The following is a 19,944-nucleotide window of genomic DNA, read 5'->3' on the forward strand; positions in this document are numbered from 1 at the left end:
TTGGGTTGCGCTGTCGCTAATATTTGCTTGAGTAAATTTAATCGTATGAATACACAACCATTTTTCTAACCTAGTGAAAAGTAGCGATCATAAACATCAATATCGGAGTATAATGAATTAGATATTATGTAATAAGTAACAATACCTTGTCTATATTGAAAAAAGCCTTGATTTGTAGGTTGGGTTGAAGCATGTTCACGAAGTGTGGCGAAGCCATAACCCAACATGAGCGTTGGGTTGCGCTGTCGCTAATATTTGCTTGAGTAAATTTAATCATATGAATACACAACTATTTTTCTAACCTAGTGAAAAGTAGCGATCATAAACATCAATATCGGAGTATAACGAATTAGATATTATGTAATAAGTAACAATACCTTGTCTATATTGAAAAAGCCTTGATTTGTAGGTTGGGTTGAAGCATGTTCACGAAGTGTGGCGAAGCCATAACCCAACATGAGCGTTGGGTTGCGCTGTCGCTTAACCCAACCTACAGAAAATGGACAAGGTATTCAAGTAATAACCAGAATTATGAATGCTGAAAAAATTATTGTACCTTTAGATGTACCAGATTTAGAAAGCGCGATCGCTCTCATTAATAAACTTCCTCAAGTCACTTTCTGGAAAGTTGGTTTGGAGTTGTTTACCAGCACAGGTCCGAAAATTCTCGATATCCTCAAATCTCAAGAAAAACGTATTTTCCTCGACTTGAAATTTCACGATATCCCCAACACTGTCGCTGGTGCTTGTCGCGCTGCTGCTGGTTATGGGGTGGATTTATTGACAATTCACGCAACTTGTGGTAGTGATGCTCTCAAAGCGGCTGCGGAAGCTGTGGAAATTGGAGCGGAAAAAGCCGGAACAAAACCTCCGCAATTAATCGCTATTACGTTGTTAACCAGTATTTCCCCACGACAATTGGCGTTTGATTTGAAAATTCCCCTGGAATTACCAGAATTTGCTCTGGAAATGGCACTTTTAGCTGAAAAGTCAGGGTTGAATGGGGCGGTTTGTTCTCCCCAGGAGGTGCAACAATTAAGAGAAACTTGTAAAAATGACTTTTTGCTCGTTTGTCCAGGGGTGCGGCCTACTTGGTCTGATAAAGGCGATCAAAAGCGATCGCTCACTCCTTCCCAAGCTATCACAGCGGGTGCAGATTATCTCGTTATCGGTCGTCCTATTACTGCGGCTGCTGAACCTGAGTTAGCCTGGAATCTGGTTGTTGAGGAGTTAAATACTTTTCCCACCAAAAACCAAAGACCTCTTGACTAAAAAAACTTTGGTTATTAAGATAGTTCTTCCTTATCAAAATCATGATAACAAATTTAAAATCAATTGTCAACCCCTTTGATAGTATTTTTTGGGCTTTTCTTGGGAGTGGGAATTATTCGCTAAGTTGTGGAGGTACAAAATCATCTGCGTTTATCTGTGTTTATCTGCGTTTCCTTCCTAATTCCTGTAGCTATAAAGAAACCCGCGATTATTAAGATAGTTCTTCCTTATCAAGGTCATGATAACAAATTCAAAATCAATTGTCAACCCCTTTGATAGTATTTTTTGGGCTTTTATTGGGAGTGGGAATTATTCGCTAAATTGTGGAGGTACAAAATCATCTGCGTTTATCTGCGTTTATCTGCGTTTCCTTCCTAATTCCTGTACCTATAAAGAAACCCGCGATTATTAAGATAGTTCTTCCTTATCAAGGTCATGATAACAAATTTAAAATCAATTGTCAACCCCTTTGATAGTATTTTTTGGGCTTTTCTTGGGAGTGGGAATTATTCAATAAGTTGTGGAGGTACAAAATCATCTGCGTTTATCTGTGTTTATCTGCGTTTCCTTCCTAATTCCTGTACCTGTGAGGATGGGAAATGCTATTATTTACAATTTATATGATGACAAAAACGAGCAATGCTAAACCTTGACTGGAGTTTAGAAATTGAAGAGGAAAAAAGAACAAGGAAGAATGAAGTAAATTTCTCTCCTGGTTTTTGGTGCTTATATTTAATAGCCTGTAATTTATGGTTATTTATTGCTCCTGGATTTTATTATCCTCTAATTGCGAAAAGTATCACTCCTAAATCTGTAAGTCCCCAAGTTACTAACTCCTGTTCTCAAAAAAGTTTAGAAACTTTAACAACTCAATTAATGTTAGATCTACCTGGCTATGCTAACCGTGTTACCCAACGTGCGCGTCGTCTGAAAAGGAGTGTTGATACTTTTTCCTATATATTGGCTGCGGGGAAACCAGAGTTTGAATCTTTACCATTAAATCCTGGTATTGATCATGGGAATAACTATAACACAGAAGGAGTAGAACAGGTTTTCTTTACAACCTTAGAGAGAAAATATCTCAATAAAAAACCTGTAGAATTACAAGAATTTCACAGGCTATTTTTGACAAAAACTAACACTGGTTGGAGTGTGGTGATGATGTTTTCTCAAACCAGTGAGTATCCAGTTAAACCTCCTATCGCACCACCCAGAAATAGTAGTTATGGTGCGATCGCTCAAGGTGTTAAACTATGGTTACGGGATTGTCAAGCTGGAACTGTTCGATTACAGTAAGTAGTTACAGCTATTTCCAGGTAAATCGTTTTTTGTTTCCCACCCAGGCGCAAATCAATATAGTATTACCCTTGGGGAATTTGATTTAATTCTGCTGTCAGCTTCTCTTTATTGCGTCTGCGGATTTTTGCGTAAAGTTGAATACTCACCGCCATGAACACCACTAAACCGAAAATTAACCAGGCTGTCATGTCGGTGGGTAAGTTGTTCTTGAATATAGCCAACATGACAATTACAACTAGTAAAAGCGTTGGTGCTTCATTCAAAGCGCGTAAACTTTGACCACTCCATTTACATTCATTCGCTGCTAACTGCTTCATGAGTCTACCACAATAATGATGATAGCCAATTAAAACAGCTACAAACGCTAATTTGAAATGTAGCCAGGGTTCTTGTAAAATATCCATGTTTGTAGATAAGATACCAATAGCCATCGCTACTGTTACTAACATCCCAGGGGTAGTTATAATATCATAAAGACGCTTTTCCATGATTTGATACTGGTTTTTCAGTATCGTTCTTGCTGGTTCTGGTTCTTGGTTGGCTTCAACGTGGTAGATAAATAACCGTACTAGGTAAAATAACCCCGCGAACCAAACCACAAAGCCAATAATATGAAATGCTTTAAACCAAGAATAAGCCATAATGTCCTAACCTGCCTTAATCGCCTTACAAATGATCTTAATACCAGGTTACGGTAATTCTAGTCGAGAATGGCGATACATTAAGAACTATTATTGATCTTCTAACTGACTACTAAACTGTTTAGCAGAACGTGGTTTTAACTCGACTGACTCAGTGCGGGGTAATAAATCAAATATTTCTCTAAATTTGTCGTCTATTTCTTCAAAAGGTACTTGACCTTTTTTGTTCAAGACTACTTTACCCGACTGGTCAAAAACTACAACTTGAGGAACACCCCCTGAATAATAATATCCTGGTTCTGTCGGTTGATAGGTCTTGTCAGCTAAAATGGTATCAACGCTGATAGGAATAATCTCCGCTGCGCGTCCATAGAATGCTTGTACCTCGGAAACAACTTGGGCGTATTTCTTGCAGTCGCTACTATCATCAATGTAAAATGTGACTATGGCTGGTTTGTGTTCTGCTAACGTCTGTGCTAGTGTTTCTTTGGCAGGAACTAAAGAACCATTACCAGCATAAATTACAAAAATATTACCATCATAACGATCATCTTTAATACCTGCCATTGCGGGCTGTATACTAATTATGAATAGCAAAGGAAGTAGTAATAAGCATTTAGATACTAACCGTCTCCAGTTAGTAATTATTTGAGTTTGTAAAAAAAGCCACTTTATGATATTCATTCACAGAAACCTTGTATTTGTCATTGGTTAGTTGTCAGTTGTCAGTGGTCAGTTGTCAGTTGTCATTGAAAAAATCATCTTTTCTTGCTTCCCTGTTTCCCGTCTCCTTGTCTCCTTTTGATGTTATCTTCTCTATAATAATCCTATTTGATTTTTTTTAATGAACCACACCAGACCCAGAAATCATGGAGGAAGAGAAAATAAAGATGTTATGTCTACGGATACACATACTCATTCAAAATCGTTATAGTTAGTTAAATTTACAGTTTCAAATGCTTTTGACAATGATCACCTTATTCATAAATCATGACTGTGGGTAAAAAAATAAAATTTATCAGTAGACTTACCTTGGGTTTTGCGGTATCAATAGCCAAAAGCGTGACATTTTTGGTCAGGTCACTGCGTCTTGGTGCTGCTAGTGTTTTACCAGGCGCTATTGCGCGACGTATAGAACCCCGAATTTTGCAGTTATTGAGTCAGCAAGTTAAACACGGAGTAATTATTATTGCGGGAACAAATGGAAAAACTACTACGGCTTTACTATTATGCACCATTTTACAACGAAAGGGATTTCGTATCGCCCATAATTCTACAGGCGCGAATCTGGAAAACGGTTTAGCAACTGCTTTAATAGACAATGCTAATCTGTTGGGAAAGTTAAATATAGATTATGCAATTTTAGAAGTTGATGAAAATATAGTTCCCAAGGTTTTGAAACCGCTACAACCTCGAATTATTCTCTGTTTAAATCTGTTCCGCGACCAATTAGATAGATATGGAGAAGTAGATAGTATTAGTAAGCGGTGGACAAAGGTAATTTCGACCTTACCAGAAACAACCGTAGTTATTCCCAATGCTGATGATCCAACTTTATCATATTTGGGTCAACAGTTACCACAAAGAATCTTATTTTTTGGTTTAAATGAACCAGAAAATTATTTAGAAGCTATTCCTCACGCTGTTGATTCTATCTATTGTCCTAGATGCGGCCATGCTTTAGACTATCAAGGGGTTTATTTATCCCACTTGGGAGATTTTACTTGTCCTAGTTGTGGTTTTACTAAAGGTCAACCCGCATTAGTAAGTCGCAAATGGCCACAAATTCTTATCGGTTTGTACAATAAATATAATACTTTGGCCGCAGTTACAGCAGCAAAAGAATTAGGAATTGATGATGTTATTATCAGAGATACAATTAACGATTTTCAAGCCGCTTTTGGTCGCGCTGAAGATTTATTTATTGACGGTAAACGAGTACGGATTCTATTATCTAAAAATCCCGTAGGTACAAACGAAACTATTCGCGTCGTTACTCAAAGTACCGATAAAACTACTTTATTGGTCTTGAATGACAGAACCCCCGATGGTACTGATGTATCATGGATTTGGGATGTGGATACGGAAAAGTTGGTAGCAAGAGGAGGAACCTTGATTGTGAGTGGCGATCGTGTGTATGATATGGCCTTACGTTTGCTTTATAGTCAAGAATCTGTGGAGAGTAATATTAACCTGATTGTAGAGTCAGATTTGCACAAAGCGATCGCTACTGCTCTGGAGCATACACCAGCAAATGAAACTTTACACATTCTCCCCACCTATTCGGCCATGTTAGAAGTAAGAGAAATATTAACTGGTAAGAAAATCCGCTGATAACTCAAGTTACTAGTTATCTAGTTGAGGCTGGTAATAGGTAATAGGTAATAGGTAATAGGTAATTGGTAATGGGTAATGGGTAATGGGTAATGGGTAATGGGTAATTGGTAATTGGTAATTGGTAATTTTCTGTTTTCATCCTTTAATCTTGGATATCCTGATTATGACATTTTCCCTAACTATCAACTTACGTTAATAATTGACAAGTTTATATCGTTTCCCAGTCTAATGAACTACATACCAATTTATTCCCTGTAACCTGTAACCTGTAACCTCCCTGTTCCCTGTAACCTGTAACCTGTTCCCTGTAACCTGTAACCTCCCTGTTCCCTAAAACTAAAAAACTTTGTACTTCACGAGCAATTATGAAAATAGTCAAACTGATTTTACTTGCTTTTCCCGCATTTTTAGCATCTCTGCTATTACTAGTCAACCCAGCACAGGCTTCCTTGAAAGCTACACCCGCTGCAAATACAATTGCGTTATTATCTACTCAAGCGAATCTTGATTTAAAAATACCGCAAATAAATAAGATTACACATTCTGTGATAGAAAAAACTGGTTGTAGTTGCGCTAATTGCGTTCAGACTAATTTAGATAAGTTACAAGGTAAATTGCCTATGATTGGGGCTTAATTAAGTTAGACTAATTAATAAAGATACAGATTTGCTGTGTCTTTATTAATTGATATGATAATCAAACTCTGAAAAAGTAAGTTTAAATTCTGGAACTTTGCAGATATTTATAAGCGACAATAAATCATGTTAGGAAAAAAAATATTTACCCATTTATTAAAAACCACCATTTTCGGTTTAATCTTAGGATTATTTGGCTGTGGAAATAGAAATATTAGTACAATATATAATCAAAGAAATTCGACTATTATTAACAGTAACTTACCCATAGTAGTAGCAACTAATAGCGTAATTTGTGATTTAACAAAACAAGTTGCGGGAAATACAATTAACCTGATATGTTTAATTCCTCCCGGTATGAACCCCTTAACCTATAAACCCATACCGGAAGATAGTCGAGTTATTGAAAGTGCTGATTTAGTTTTATATCATGGTTATAATTTTGAACCAGGTTTAATGAAAATCATTAAATCTACTACAAATACAAACTCTTATACAAAAATTGCTGTTGCTGAAAGTGCTGTCAAAAATCCAATCAAAATTAAACAAATTATAGAACCCCATATTTGGCATAATCCTAATAATACCATAAAAATGGTAGAGATTATTAATAATAATTTAGTTAAATTATCACCAACTAATAAAAATATCTATAGTAAAAATACTAAAAAAGTCATCCAAGAAATGAATCAAATTGATAATTGGATTAAAAAAAGACTAGATACTATTCCTGCTAAAAATCGCAAGTTAATCACTTCCAATGCAGCAATGATTTATTACGTCAAGGCTTATAATATTCCATATTCAGTAAATTTAGCTAAGATCAAAAATATCGAAAAGCTGACATATACAGAAGTCGAAAATTTCGCTATGGATATTCAAAAAGCTAATGTACCAACAATTTTCGCAGATACAACAATTAACTCTAATTTACTTAAATCTATAGCCATAGCAGCCAAAGTCAAGGTTTTTCAAAGACCACTTTATATTCATGGACTAGGTGAACCGGGAAGTGACGGAGAAACCTATCAAAAAATGATGGCTGCTAATACAAGAATAATTGTAGAAGGACTCGGAGGAACATATTTAAAAATTGACTATCGTTACCAAAAAAATATATGATAAATTAATAAATCGTCACTCGCTAAGTCCCATGAGTTACTATATTGCTCCTAGTTTTCTTGATAAACTTGCAGTTCATATCACCAAAAACTTCTTAAACCTTCCTGGTATTCGAGTTCCTCTAATTTTAGGTATTCATGGCCGCAAAGGAGAAGGAAAATCCTTTCAATGTGAGTTAGTTTTTGAAAAAATGGGTATCGGGGTAACTTTAATATCTGGAGGAGAATTAGAAAGTCCAGACGCTGGAGATCCTGCGCGGTTAATTCGGTTACGATATCGAGAAACAGCAGAATTAATCAAAGTCCGGGGGAAAATGTGCGTACTGATGATTAATGATTTAGATGCGGGTGCTGGACGTTTTGACGAAGGAACTCAGTATACAGTAAATACTCAATTAGTAAATGCTACATTGATGAATATTGCTGATAATCCCACAGATGTACAATTACCGGGAAGTTATGACTCAAATCCTTTATGTCGTGTCCCGATTATTGTCACAGGAAATGATTTTTCTACCCTCTACGCACCATTAATTCGTGATGGGAGAATGGATAAATTTTATTGGGAACCTAACCGAGATGATAGAATAGGAATTGTGGGGGGAATTTTTACCGAAGATGGACTTTCACAAGAAGAAATTGCACAATTAGTTGATACTTTTCCCCAACAATCTATTGACTTTTTTAGTGCTTTGCGTTCCCGAATTTATGATGAGCAAATTCGTAATTTTATCCATCAAATCGGTTTTGAAAATGTCTCTTTGCGAGTTGTCAATAGTTTGGAGGGACCACCAGCATTTAAAAAGCCAGATTTTACTCTCTCTCATTTAATTGAGTCGGGTAAATTCATGGTTAGTGAACAAAAAAGAGTGGAAAACTCCCATTTAGTTGATGAATATAATCGTTTAAATCGAGGTAAAGGTTATCAAGTTGCTGCTCCCGTTGTCGAAGTTCCAGTTAGTAAACCTATCAATAATCAAGCCAATCATTTAAGTTTAGAAACTCAAGAACAAGTTCGACAAATTTTAGCTCAAGGTTATAAAATTGGCATTGAACACATTGATGAAAGACGTTTCCGTACAGGTTCTTGGCAAAGTTGCGGTTCTTTTTTTAATATTGATGCACATTCCGACGCTATTTCTAATTTAGAATCTTGCTTATCTGAATATAGCGGTGAATATGTGCGTTTAGTAGGAATTGATCCACAAGCAAAACGACGAGTAGTAGAAACAATTATTCAACGTCCTCATAGTAAGTAATTGGTATTTTTTTGAATGTAGAGACATTCCGTGGAACGTCTCTACAGGGCTTGAATTTAATATAGCAATGTAGGCTTAAACTGGAGTTAAAAATAGGTCAGCTTCTGCTTGTCTTCTCCGTCTTAATCCTACTTCCACATTGCTACCAGGATTTCTGTATTTTAGAAAAGTTTCTTCAATTTCATCCCATTTTTTATCTCTCAAAACTCTAGTCATACTTTGGAAACGGGAATTACCATAAAAATTAGCACCCAAGTTATAACCAAAGCTTAATAAAGCACCCTGTTGGTTAGCATTTAACTCATTCCAAACAGGAATTTTTTGTAGAGGTGGGAGATAGCTATTCTCTAGCTGAAGCATCAATAAATCATCTGCTTCTTGTTGAGTGATGCTTTCACCTAATTTCCAGTTACTACCATCTCTTTTTTTTGTAGAACCCCAACCAATGGTGATAGGTAAATTACCAGTTCGGGGATCTGGATAAGCCTTTAAATAACAACCTTCAAATTTTTTGATCAGCGGAATTGCTGAAAGTGGTAGTTTTCCGGTGACACCACCAAAACCGTTTGTTTGAGGAGTTGGGGATGGTACTGGATTTGTTGTTAATTGGTCAAAAGCGTTATTTAAAAGATTTTGGGTATTTTTTCCGACTATTCCATCTGCTTCAAGCCCATTTCGACTCTGAAACTGTTTGACAGCCTTGACAGTATTGTTGCCAAAATCACCATCTATTGTCCCCGGATCGAAATTGAGTGCTTTTAAGATTTCCTGTAGTTGTTGAACTTTTGCGCCATTTGCACCTTGTTTGAGGATTTCACCAGTGTTGAGATTTAATTTACTAGGCATAACGGTATCCTGGTAACTTTAGTTTGATCAGTTTCGTAGTTGAAAGCAGAGATTAACTGAAAATGAGACCTTACTTAGTTGATTGTACAGTATGACTATGTGATATGACAACGATTTTTACAAAAAAATACATAAATTATCAAAATTATAAAAGTATATAAATTGGCGGGAATATGATCATAAATAATGATACTTTGTGATCAACGAAAAATTACTAATTGAAAATCCGATCCAAATATATGCCTTGGTTTGTCAAAATTGAAACTGGTAAGGTTGATAAGGCGACCTTTGACAAATATGTACCCGCCCACAAAGCCTACGTACAACAATTAATTGCTAAGGGACACAAAGCCAAAACAGGTTATTGGGCGCAAAAAGGTGGTGGTATGATGTTATTTGAGGCTGAGTCAATGGATGAAGCACAGGCAATAGTAACCGCTGACCCCTTGATACAGAACGATTGTGTCAATTATCAACTATTTCAATGGGAAATTGTTTTGGAATAATATACAAATTCTGAATTTTCGTGTTATGATGGTCAAAGACCTGGATCTATGCAACTTCAACGCCCAAACCTTGTCAGGACCGGAAGGTAGCAGCAATAAGGGATGCTTGTGGTAGGCGTAGTCTCCGGGTCGCCTTACTTGTAGGAGCTTTCAGTAGCAATGCCTGGTTTTGGAGATATTGTACAAAAAGCTTTTTATCTTGGTGTTGGGTTAGCCTCCTACGCCAGTGAAAAGGCTGGGGGGAAATTAGCCGAACTGCGATCGCAAGTCCAAAAATTAGCAGATGAAATGGTGGCTAAAGGCGAGATGAACACAGAAGAAGCTCGCCGCTTCGTCGAGGATATGATGAAGCAAGCTCAACATGACTCAGTACCTGGAGAAGCGTATCAAAAGACACCTCCTTCCGAACCGCGTCGCATAGATATCCTAGAGGATGACGAAGAAGCAACTGGGAAAGAGGCGAAAAAAGAAAATAAAGATCATGGCGATAATGTAAATCAGCTGCGGGATCAAGTGCGAGAACTACAGGAAGAGTTAAAAAGGCTGCAAAGAGAACCGTAAAAAACGATTTTTTACCTCCACAGTCAATTCTAAAAAATCACAGAATATCCGAAGTGGTTTTAAGTGTAATTACTTACCGTGTACTCTAGCAATTCCAGCCTGATGGCGTTAAGCTTCATGTTTTTAGCCAGTAAGGGCTTTAAGTTTATGGAACAGTGGCAAAAAGACTTAATAGACATGATCGAAACCGTGGCTGATGAAGTAGAGAAGTTCTTCCTAGGAATGAATGACATGGTAGATGCTTTTTTTGAGTTCGCAGAGGAAATTACTGAAGAAGTAGAAAGCACTTATGTAGCAGATGTTGATAACTTCGTTAGGTTGCGCGAACAATTTTTACAAGACTTAGCCGAACCAATTCTGGAAATTTACTGGGAACTAGAAGACATCAGTGAAGATGTAGATCCCGGCTTTCCTTATGCAGTAGAAGCTACAATAGAAAAAAATGCGGCTTGTATTGGTTGTAGCCATTATCACGGACAGGTTTATGGTGGTAACTTGTTAGTTTGTGCTATGCACCCCCATGGTTGGGATGATCAGAATTGTCCAGACTGGGAAAAGCAAATTGAGTAATTAAGCTATCAATCTGGGGAGAAATGTTAAAAACTGTTAAGTTAATAATTGTGAATCTCTACATTTCTTTTTACTAACACAATGAGTAACTTTGCACCTGAAACCCTACCCCCAGTCATTCAAGAAATGAAATATGGTGAACGGGAAATTGCGGAAGGGAAACTAATTACCTTTCCGAATCCCCGCATCGGACGGCGCTATGATATTAATATTACCTTACCAGAATTTACTTGTAAATGTCCGTTTTCCGGTTATCCTGACTTTGCGACCATTTATATTAGTTACATTCCAGATCAACGGGTGGTAGAGTTGAAAGCACTCAAACTTTATATTAACAGTTACCGCGATCGCTATATCTCCCATGAAGAAACAGCCAATCAAATTTTAGATGATTTTGTTGCAGCTTGTGATCCTGTGGAAGTGACTGTAAAAACCGATTTTACCCCCCGTGGAAATGTACATACAGTGGTTGAAGTTAAACATCAAAAAGGTGTTTAAATGAAGAAGCAGAGGCGTTTCATGGAACGTCTCTACAAGGATGATGAAAAACAAATACAGCATATTACCATCAGGGTGAAGTACACTTTTAGCGGGCAAGACTTGTACTGAGCTTGGTCGTTCGCGTAGCGTGGCGTTAGCCATAGTATACCCGCAAAACAAGATTGTTATCATTAATACAGCAAGTTTAGCTTGAGTGAAGTACACTTTGTGCAGGCAAGATGCCCGCACCACAAGAGTTTTATTATTAATATCTGTACTTCATAATACCGGTAACTGCTGTATCTAATTGATTATTAACTAAGTAGGTGAACGGAAAAAAAACCGACGTAAGTAACGAAAAGTAAAGTTTCCCTGTTCCCTGTTCCCTGTCCCCTGTTCCCTTGTCATAACGACAATTTTTCACCCCAACCTACTTAACTAGAGTATTACTATTACGTAAATAACCATTTTGTTGCGCTAATTTTTCTGCAATTAGTTTTTGATAAACCACTTCATAACCATCAGTCATTTTTTGAACACTAAAATTTTCTTCCACATATTGACGACAAGCGTAACGATTTAAATCAGCTACCCTGTCAAGAGAATTAATACATTCTTGCACATTCTTACAAAGGAAACCGGTTTTCCCGTTCACAATAACTTCCCGTGTTGAACCCAGTCGCATAGCAATTACAGGTGTTCCTGATGCCATTGATTCTACCATAACTAAACCAAAAGGTTCTCGCCAAGTAATAGGAAACAAAGTCGCATAAGCACCACCCATGAGGGCATTTTTTTGGATATGATTAGCTTCACCTAAATATTCAATTTGCTTACCATCAATATGTGGTTTAATTTTTTGCGTAAAATATTCCAAATCTACCACATCTACCTTACCTGCTATTTTTAACTTCCAACCAGTTTTTTGAGCAATTTCAATTGCTAAATGGGGTCCTTTTTCGGGAGACATTCTTCCCAAAAAAGCTAAATAAGGTGGTTCTGTTGGTTGAGGATAAAATTCATAACTACTAACATCAATACCATTATAAACAGTGTCTACATAGTTTAAGCCTAATCTGGGTTCTTGCTGAGAATTAGAAATACTAACATAAGGCTGTTTTTTGCTATATTTAAAAATTTTCTCGTTATCTGGAGTAAAAATTCCATGTAAAGTGTGAACTGTAGGAGTTTTGACTAAATTGGCGTAAACTAGTGATCCTAGTCCTACATGAGAGTGAATGATATCAAAATTTTCTGCTTGTTCATAAACTAAACCTAACAGTAACATTTCATAAATACCAGGCTCTTTAATAGTAGGATCTAACCTTAAAGCGCGGGGATGAACTGATACTAACTTAGCTAAACTTAAAGAATCTCCTGATGCAAATAAAGTCACTTCATGTCCCCGACGAACTAATTCATCAGTTAATAAACTTACTACCAACTCTATACCACCATAAGCTGGTGGTGGTACTCTTTCCCACAATGGAGAAACCTGAGCAATTTTCATGATCAATCTCCTAAAATATTAGTTTTCTACTTCTAGTTAGTTGATGAATAGATGAAATAACTAACAGAGAAATAGCCAAAAATACCAAACCATCCTTATTTATAATTACTATTAGATCTTATGTTTTATATTTGATATTTTTTGTCTATCTGAGGTAATGTAAATGTCTGATACTTGAGGAATAAATTAGACATAATACACATGGTACAATAGTTGTTTTTGGGATTTGGCGCTGGCAATAGAAGGGAAAAATAGTATAATGCCATACATTGGCTAGACTAATTTAAGACCAGGAAAAAAGATGATTAATTGTCTTAATTTTCTATTTTTTTCTCAGAGAACCATATTGTCATATAATATGATAGGCAAATATTGGGTATATTAGGTGACATGAATATATACAAACAAATTAAAAAACCCCGTGTTTCATGGCTAGTAGTGTTTGCGCTGGTGGTATTTGTGTTTATGTACTTACCTCTTCTGGTACTGGCTTTTTATAGCTTTAATCAGTCACCTTACAGCGCTAAATGGCAAGGATTTACCTTAGAATGGTACGGTAAATTATTTAGTGACGAACGGATTTTATCGGGTTTATATAATAGTTTATTGGTGGGTTTTTGTGCTGTGGGAGTTTCCGCAATTTTGGGAACATTAATGGCTGTGGGGTTAGCACGTTATGACTTTCCTGGCAAGAGATTATATCAGGGAATTGCTTATTTACCTTTATTAATTCCTGATATTGCGATCGCTGTTTCTACGTTAGTATGTTTATCAGCCTTTGCTATTCCTTTGAGTATCTGGACTATTATCGCTGCCCATATTGTATTTTGTCTATCTTATGTGGGTTTGGTGGTTTCTTCGCGCATGAATAATATCAACCCTCATTTAGAAGAAGCAGCATTAGATTTAGGTGCGACACCAATACAAGCCTTTATTTTAGTTTTATTACCGCAATTAATGCCGGCAATTATTTCTGGGTGTTTATTGGCTTTTGTGTTGAGTTTAGATGATTTTTTAATCGCTAGTTTTACTGCGGGAAGTGGGACTAATACCTTACCAATGGAAATTTTTAGCCGCATTAGAACGGGAGTTAAACCGGATATTAATGCTTTAAGTGTGATGTTAATTTCTACGACTGCTATTGTGGCTTTGATAGGGGAATTGATTAGAACTGCGGGGGAAAGGAGAGAATAGGAAAAAATCAATTCAAAGTAGAAAAATGTTTTAAAACTTGCATGAAAGCAGGAATATGATATTTAGTATAATTACTCTGTTCTGAGTAAAATTTAGCTATTTGCCTCAATAATTCATCCCTAAATACCTCCTCTGTATTAGTCCAATCACTTGGTGGTTTAATATCTTCCCAATAATGCTCTTGAGTTTTGTTATCCTTAACTTTTTTAAGCATTAATAAGGCATAAATTAACTCATTTTTGTGTGTTTCATCTGGAGAATTTTCAAACTGTTCTTTCCAGGAATCGCGTAACTTTTCTAAATCTGTACAATCTAATCCTGAACAATGATTAATGCGATTGGAAACGGTTGAAAAATTATCTTTTAAATCATTACTATTAATAATAGCATTTGTCATAGTCATATAAATATCTTCAAGAATAACTTGTTGACCATTATAGATGGGAACATTGATGTAATTATCAAAAACTTCTTGCAGTTCAGGTATGATAAAATATGCTTCTTTGTGAATTAATCCTGTTACCCAAATACGATGATTTCTAGCATTTTCTTCATTAACTTGACCTTGGTGATAAAGATTTGAGAAAATTTCTTCGGTGTTTGAGAAATCATAGGTATTAGATGAATCGTATTTTTTAATATCTTGGGACTGTATATCTATATCAAGAATAGCAAAAAGCTTATTAGGATTTAAACGTGACTCTCTAGTATCTTCTGATTTTTGACTGTCTTCTTCATGTAATTCTAAAAGTTTAAAATAAGTTTGTATAACATCTGATCTACCTTTACAATTAAAAAATTCTGGTATATATCCAGTTCTTACCCTGGGAAAACACCTTTTATAAAAATAGGCATCGTGCCACTGTTCCATTTTTCCATAATTCGCTACTGTTTTCCTATCAAAGATAGGATTATCTAAGATACTGCCTTGACCTTCACACAGTACCACGATTTTACTTTTGTTAATTTTTGGACTTGTCAGAATTGCTTTACAATGTTTTATGAGTAGTTCTTGATAAGTATTCATAATGTAATATTATTATCTGATTTCATGAGTTTTGGTTCTAATTCCCTAATATGAGCAGGTGTAACTGCTTCACATAATTGATAAGAGTGAGTTGCTAGAATATATTGATTATTAGGAGACCATTCTTCTAAATCTCTAATTATTTCATATTGCCAATCTGGATGAAATCCTATTTCAATTTCATCCATGAGAACAATAGCATCTTCTATTTTATTATATTTTAGCCATAAGTAAATGCTCAATCTTTTTAATTCACCATGACTTAAATCTTCAGGATAAAGTTTAATATTTTCATCATTTGTGTCTAACTGGAAGATGATTGTGGATAAATCTGTAGAAATATTTACTTTTTTATAAACCAAGAATGAATTCAAATCATCTAATAATGCTTTATATCGCTTACCATACTCACCTTCAGTTTTTATAGCATCTCTGTAATCTTCATTTATAGCATTTGTGAATACTGTAATCATCGGTTGAGCAAAATCATAAGTAAAAAATCCTGGTAGTTTCAATTTAGACATTTTTAATTCTGAATCATAATTTTTATCACCAGTTTGTTCAAAGAATCGTCTTCTGTATTCGTGATGAGTAAATAGAAAAACTTGACTAATAGGAGCAGCTAAGAATACTTTATTTGATATTTCATCTAACCAGGCTTCTGCTTTATTGATATCTAAATTATCACCAATTTGGCATAATACAAATTCATTTTCTTCAGTATTAATTCCTGAAGAATAATTACATATATATATAATGTTTTTTTCATGCAAGTATGTGGATATTTTTTGCAATACAATATCTATTTTTTCTTTTTCCTGCGAAAGTTCATCAAGATTTAGTTGATATGAATCAAGCATTTCTTCAACTTCTTCTTTAAAATCTGCAACTGGCAATCTTCTTATTCTAGAGGATATTATATTATTATAGAATAATTCACGCATTACTTGTTGGAATCGTCTGTGCTTAATATCATCATTTTCTAGCTTTTCATGAATTTCTAATTTATTAATTGCTTTTTCTAGTTGTTCAATATCTTGTTCTGTTTTATAAATATTCTTAGTGATATTTTCTAGTTTTTCAAAATTAGATAATTTCCAGTCTTCATTGTTTTTGTATTCATGATCTTGTTTTAAGATATTTTCAATATAAGTATTATGACAAACTAGAAATTTAATTTCAACTTCTTTTTCACCATCCCAAATCTTGATGATAGCTAATACTCTATCAATAGAGTCATCATTAAGTGTAAAGCCATGTAGTAAATTCTTTATAAAAATTTTTCTTTCTGGATTTGTGCAGCAATGTAATAACACAAAAACTAATTGTAAAAGTGTACTTTTACCACCTCCATTGAGACTTCCTAAAGGAAAGATATTAGGGACAAACCTTCTATCAAACTTAATATCAACATCTTTCAAAACGCGGAAATCTGGTACTTGAACTTGTAGTAACTTCATGTGAATTTTCTTCCTTGAGAAATATTACATATTGGAATTATACCACAAGTGTTGAATCCTGCAATAAAACTTTACAATCTTTGCGTTTTACCCAGGTAAAATCCATTGTCTATTGAGAATAGAGTCATTACAATACCAATGCATAACATTGATATGGATTATATTTTTACTGCAAATTCTTCTAAAGCCTGAAAACTGCCTACTTCCCAACTCCTTTTGATCACATTAGGGATAATCTGAGTAATAGCTATATCTTCAAAATAGGGACTTTGATCAGATTTGATATATTTACCATTTTTCAACAAATAAATAGCCAATTTACCACTATCATATATCCATAATTCTGGAACTCCAATCGCTTCATAAGCATCAAGAGTTGTTTTTGATGTCACATCAATTTCTATAGCTAAATCTGGTGGTAGATGATCAGGTTGTAACCTCCGCAAACCAATCAGTTGATAATTTTGAATATAAAAACAAGCATCTGGTTCAATTCCTGCTGTACCTTGTTTTTTGAAAGTTGTTGAACCAAAAGGTTGATATTTAATCCCTTTAGCTTTCAACAATATTTTAACAATATCAGAAATTAGATCTTTGGAAATTTCATGCTCAGGTAAAGGGATCATAATTTCTAAATTACCTTGATTATAGGCAATTCGTGAAGCTCTTTTTTCTCCCAGTTCTTGTAAAATCGCTTCAAATTCTTCCCAGCTAACATCTGGAATATTAACTGTACTACCAGGTGTTAATTGTATCTGACTTACGGCTTTGAAAACAGGAATAGCTACACTCATAGCATTTATTATTATTATTGATTGATTAAGTTTAACAAAATTAGGGTGGGAATTACCCACCACAAATAATTAAACTTGAATTACACCGTAAACTTAGCGGTAATTCGCTTCATAGCTTCTTCGACATTTTCCCGACTATTAAAGGCCGAAATACGGAAATAACCCTCACCCGCAGCGCCGAAACCAGAACCGGGAGTTCCCACCACATTCACAGTTTCTAATAACTTATCAAAAAATTCCCAACTAGATAAACCATGGGGAGTTTTCACCCATACATAAGGTGCATTGACTCCACCATAAACACTTAAACCTGCGTTTGTGAGTTCTTGACGAATGATTTTAGCATTGTCTAAATAGAAGTTTACTAAAGCTTTAATTTGTGCTTGTCCTGCTTCTGAATAAACCGCTTCTGCACCTCTTTGAATAATATAAGAAACGCCATTAAATTTAGTAGACTGACGACGATTCCAAAGTTTCCAAAGTTCAACATTAGAACCATCAGCAGCTTTAGCGGTGAGGGTTTTGGGAACAACAGTTAAAGCGCAACGAGTCCCAGTAAACCCGGCATTTTTAGAGAAAGAACGAAATTCAATTGCACAATCTCTAGCGCCTTCTATTTCAAAAATAGAATGAGGTAAACTAGGATCTTTAATAAATGCTTCATAAGCAGCATCAAAAAAGATAATTGAACCGTTAGCTTTGGCATAATTTACCCATGCTTGCAAATGTTCTTTCGTAGCAGTTGCACCTGTGGGATTATTAGGAAAGCAAAGATAAATTAAATCAACTTTTTGGCTAGGAATTTCCGCCGTAAAATTATTTTCAGCAGTAACGGGTAAATAAACTAAACCACCATATTCGCCTTTTTCGTTCGCATCTCCCGTATTACCTGCCATGACGTTAGTATCTACGTAAACGGGGTATACTGGGTCAGTAACGGCGATAACGTTATTTTTGCCAAAAATATCTAAAATGTTGCCAGAATCGCATTTAGAACCGTCGGAAATAAAGATTTCATCCGCTTCTATGGCTGCCCCTCTGGCTTGAAAGTCGTGGGTGGCGATTTTCTCCCTGAGCCAATTATAACCTTGTTCTGGTCCATATCCTTTAAAAGATGAGCGATCGCCCATATCTTCTACAGCTTTAATCATGGCTGTGCGACAGGCTTCTGGTAGGGGTTCAGTGACATCACCAATCCCTAACCGAATGATTTTAGCATCTGGGTTAGCCTGTGCAAAGGCATTGACCCGTCGCGCAATTTCAGGAAACAGATAACCAGCTTTGAGTTTTAGGTAGTTGTCGTTAATTGTAGCCATGGTACATTATCAGCAAAAAGACAATGATACACTATCTTAGTTGGGGGACGAGAATGAAAAGCTCCCTAAATTCTTAAAGTAGTCAAGGATCTGAAACTTTAAGTTATATTCGAGAAAATATGAGTCTAATTTAGGACTTACGCACAAGTCACGGAATAATGAACCACGAAGGAACGAAGAGAACGAAGAAGAGAGGGTTTGAGAGATCTTTTGCGTAAGTCCTGTAATTAATGAAGCTGATAAACAACGAATTATCTAACGGGTATTAGAAACTAAAAAATGGGCTGTCAAAAAACTAGATACCAGAATTATTTAGCCATTCTGGTATCTGAACCATGGCAGATTTTCACAAGTTAGACATGATTACCATATTTTCAGAAACAAAAAATAATTTATATAGCAAAAGATTAATCCCACATTGCTGGTTCTGGACGAAGTTTTTAGTCTTCTGAATAACTTGGCTTAATCTGTCAATTATGCTCATGGTGTTTTTTCCCTTTGCAGCTACTAGGAATTTTCAAGACCTGACCTATATCTAACTGATTTTCCCGCTTTTGTAATTCCGGGTTAACTGCAACTATTAATTGCCAATCGGTAGATTTACGACAAAACTTTCCAGCAATACTACTGAGAGTATCACCTGATTTCACCGTATAAGTGGTTAATATTGGGGGCTTCTTGAGAACAGGAGTAATTTGTGGACTAGGGTTGGGACTACTAGCAACTTTAGGAGTAGGATTAGGGATAGTCGCAGTGTAAAAAGCTGTTTGCAGTGCAAAAAAACTGCCTCCTGCACCAATAGTAACGCCTATGACGAGCATTAAGATGGCTATTTCCTTTATCCAAGATTTTGGACGCGGGGGTAATTCTTCCAAGGAGCGAATTAGAGAAATATCCGTATCACAATTAGGACAGGTATGACCCTCAACTCCTTGATACCCGCAAACAGGACAGTCAATTTTGGTTTTGGTGTTCATCGTGTAAGTTCCATGATCATGCTATTACTGGGTAATTCTCGATTTAACCAATGTTGCACATCCGATTATAATTCAGGACATAAGCGATCTGCTTCATTGCTATTACCATCTGTGAAACTAATCCGAATAAAACAATTCA

21 protein-coding genes and 1 other RNA gene are annotated in these 19,944 nt (G+C 35.7%); 12 read left to right on the plus strand and 10 right to left on the minus strand.

Annotation, left to right across the window (positions count from 1 at the left end; genetic code table 11):
- Nucleotides 1–531 precede the first annotated feature (531 nt).
- Complete coding sequence (gene pyrF, locus H6G25_RS13365; RefSeq protein WP_190392946.1) at nt 532–1,272, plus strand: orotidine-5'-phosphate decarboxylase; 741 nt, start codon at nt 532–534, stop codon at nt 1,270–1,272.
- Between the two features lie 639 nt (nt 1,273–1,911).
- Nucleotides 1,912–2,568, plus strand: a complete 657-nt coding sequence (locus H6G25_RS13370; RefSeq protein WP_190392891.1) for a hypothetical protein — start codon at nt 1,912–1,914, stop codon at nt 2,566–2,568.
- 65 nt (nt 2,569–2,633) lie between these two features.
- Here the strand turns inward: H6G25_RS13370 and hemJ are convergent, their stop codons facing one another.
- Nucleotides 2,634–3,212 carry a protoporphyrinogen oxidase HemJ gene (gene hemJ / locus H6G25_RS13375; RefSeq protein ID WP_190392892.1) on the minus strand — a complete coding sequence of 193 codons (579 nt, stop codon included), beginning with the start codon at nt 3,210–3,212 and terminating at the stop codon, nt 2,634–2,636.
- A 90-nt stretch (nt 3,213–3,302) separates the two neighbouring features.
- Nucleotides 3,303–3,896 (minus strand): thylakoid membrane photosystem I accumulation factor, encoded by a 594-nt coding sequence (locus H6G25_RS13380; protein WP_190392893.1) that lies wholly within the window; start codon nt 3,894–3,896, stop codon nt 3,303–3,305.
- 306 nt (nt 3,897–4,202) lie between these two features.
- On the opposite strand from H6G25_RS13380, the gene H6G25_RS13385 reads away from it, so the two are divergent.
- Nucleotides 4,203–5,546 (plus strand): Mur ligase family protein, encoded by a 1,344-nt coding sequence (locus H6G25_RS13385; protein WP_190392894.1) that lies wholly within the window; start codon nt 4,203–4,205, stop codon nt 5,544–5,546.
- A gap of 16 nt (nt 5,547–5,562) precedes the next feature.
- On the opposite strand, the gene H6G25_RS21560 is transcribed toward H6G25_RS13385, so the two are convergent.
- Nucleotides 5,563–5,688 (minus strand): hypothetical protein, encoded by a 126-nt coding sequence (locus H6G25_RS21560; RefSeq protein ID WP_277881754.1) that lies wholly within the window; start codon nt 5,686–5,688, stop codon nt 5,563–5,565.
- Nucleotides 5,689–5,914: 226 nt separating this feature from the next.
- On the opposite strand from H6G25_RS21560, the gene H6G25_RS13390 reads away from it, so the two are divergent.
- From H6G25_RS13390 to H6G25_RS13400, 3 genes are all read left to right on the plus strand, one after another.
- Nucleotides 5,915–6,184, plus strand: coding sequence for a hypothetical protein (locus tag H6G25_RS13390; protein ID WP_190392895.1), 270 nt, complete (start codon nt 5,915–5,917; stop codon nt 6,182–6,184).
- 126 nt (nt 6,185–6,310) lie between these two features.
- A complete protein-coding gene (locus H6G25_RS13395) occupies nt 6,311–7,306 on the plus strand; it encodes a zinc ABC transporter substrate-binding protein (RefSeq protein ID WP_190392896.1) in 996 nt (331 codons plus the stop codon).
- Between the two features lie 31 nt (nt 7,307–7,337).
- Nucleotides 7,338–8,564: a ribulose bisphosphate carboxylase small subunit gene (locus H6G25_RS13400; protein ID WP_190392947.1), complete on the plus strand. Its 1,227-nt coding sequence runs from the start codon at nt 7,338–7,340 to the stop codon at nt 8,562–8,564.
- A gap of 75 nt (nt 8,565–8,639) precedes the next feature.
- Here the strand turns inward: H6G25_RS13400 and H6G25_RS13405 are convergent, their stop codons facing one another.
- The gene (locus H6G25_RS13405) at nt 8,640–9,410 is read right to left on the minus strand and encodes a peptidoglycan-binding protein (RefSeq protein ID WP_190392897.1); all 771 of its coding nucleotides are present in this window, start codon (nt 9,408–9,410) and stop codon (nt 8,640–8,642) included.
- A 239-nt stretch (nt 9,411–9,649) separates the two neighbouring features.
- Here H6G25_RS13405 and H6G25_RS13410 point away from each other — a divergent pair, with 239 nt between their 5' ends.
- The 5 genes from H6G25_RS13410 to queF all read left to right on the plus strand — a co-directional run bounded on the left by H6G25_RS13410 (nt 9,650) and on the right by queF (nt 11,545).
- The gene (locus H6G25_RS13410) at nt 9,650–9,916 is read left to right on the plus strand and encodes a YciI family protein (protein WP_190392898.1); all 267 of its coding nucleotides are present in this window, start codon (nt 9,650–9,652) and stop codon (nt 9,914–9,916) included.
- Nucleotides 9,917–9,953: 37 nt separating this feature from the next.
- Nucleotides 9,954–10,050, plus strand: an RNA gene (ffs, locus tag H6G25_RS13415) — signal recognition particle sRNA small type.
- A gap of 25 nt (nt 10,051–10,075) precedes the next feature.
- Nucleotides 10,076–10,477 carry a phasin family protein gene (locus H6G25_RS13420; protein WP_190392899.1) on the plus strand — a complete coding sequence of 134 codons (402 nt, stop codon included), beginning with the start codon at nt 10,076–10,078 and terminating at the stop codon, nt 10,475–10,477.
- Nucleotides 10,478–10,624: 147 nt separating this feature from the next.
- Nucleotides 10,625–11,047 carry a hypothetical protein gene (locus tag H6G25_RS13425; protein WP_190392900.1) on the plus strand — a complete coding sequence of 141 codons (423 nt, stop codon included), beginning with the start codon at nt 10,625–10,627 and terminating at the stop codon, nt 11,045–11,047.
- An 81-nt stretch (nt 11,048–11,128) separates the two neighbouring features.
- Nucleotides 11,129–11,545, plus strand: coding sequence for a preQ(1) synthase (queF, locus tag H6G25_RS13430; protein WP_190392901.1), 417 nt, complete (start codon nt 11,129–11,131; stop codon nt 11,543–11,545).
- Between the two features lie 412 nt (nt 11,546–11,957).
- Here queF and H6G25_RS13435 read toward each other — a convergent pair whose 3' ends face one another.
- The gene (locus H6G25_RS13435) at nt 11,958–13,037 is read right to left on the minus strand and encodes a glycosyltransferase family 4 protein (RefSeq protein WP_190392902.1); all 1,080 of its coding nucleotides are present in this window, start codon (nt 13,035–13,037) and stop codon (nt 11,958–11,960) included.
- Nucleotides 13,038–13,427: 390 nt separating this feature from the next.
- On the opposite strand from H6G25_RS13435, the gene H6G25_RS13440 reads away from it, so the two are divergent.
- Nucleotides 13,428–14,231, plus strand: coding sequence for an ABC transporter permease subunit (locus tag H6G25_RS13440; RefSeq protein ID WP_190392903.1), 804 nt, complete (start codon nt 13,428–13,430; stop codon nt 14,229–14,231).
- Nucleotides 14,232–14,238: 7 nt separating this feature from the next.
- On the opposite strand, the gene H6G25_RS13445 is transcribed toward H6G25_RS13440, so the two are convergent.
- The 5 genes from H6G25_RS13445 to H6G25_RS13465 form a co-directional block, all read right to left on the minus strand.
- Nucleotides 14,239–15,258: a hypothetical protein gene (locus H6G25_RS13445; RefSeq protein ID WP_190392904.1), complete on the minus strand. Its 1,020-nt coding sequence runs from the start codon at nt 15,256–15,258 to the stop codon at nt 14,239–14,241.
- Nucleotides 15,255–16,718, minus strand: coding sequence for an AAA family ATPase (locus H6G25_RS13450; protein ID WP_190392905.1), 1,464 nt, complete (start codon nt 16,716–16,718; stop codon nt 15,255–15,257). The genes H6G25_RS13445 and H6G25_RS13450 overlap by 4 nt, the downstream gene beginning before the upstream one ends.
- Nucleotides 16,719–16,876: 158 nt before the next feature.
- Nucleotides 16,877–17,512: a Uma2 family endonuclease gene (locus H6G25_RS13455; protein ID WP_190392906.1), complete on the minus strand. Its 636-nt coding sequence runs from the start codon at nt 17,510–17,512 to the stop codon at nt 16,877–16,879.
- Nucleotides 17,513–17,592: 80 nt separating this feature from the next.
- Entirely contained in the window at nt 17,593–18,828 is a 1,236-nt protein-coding gene (locus H6G25_RS13460; RefSeq protein ID WP_028089237.1) for an LL-diaminopimelate aminotransferase, read from the minus strand.
- Nucleotides 18,829–19,298: 470 nt separating this feature from the next.
- On the minus strand, nt 19,299–19,805 hold the full coding sequence (locus H6G25_RS13465; RefSeq protein ID WP_190392907.1) for a LysM domain-containing protein: 507 nt from the start codon (nt 19,803–19,805) through the stop codon (nt 19,299–19,301).
- Between the last annotated feature and the right edge of the window lie 139 nt (nt 19,806–19,944).

Source organism: Dolichospermum sp. FACHB-1091 (assembly GCF_014697585.1).
Lineage (GTDB): Bacteria > Cyanobacteriota > Cyanobacteriia > Cyanobacteriales > Nostocaceae > Dolichospermum.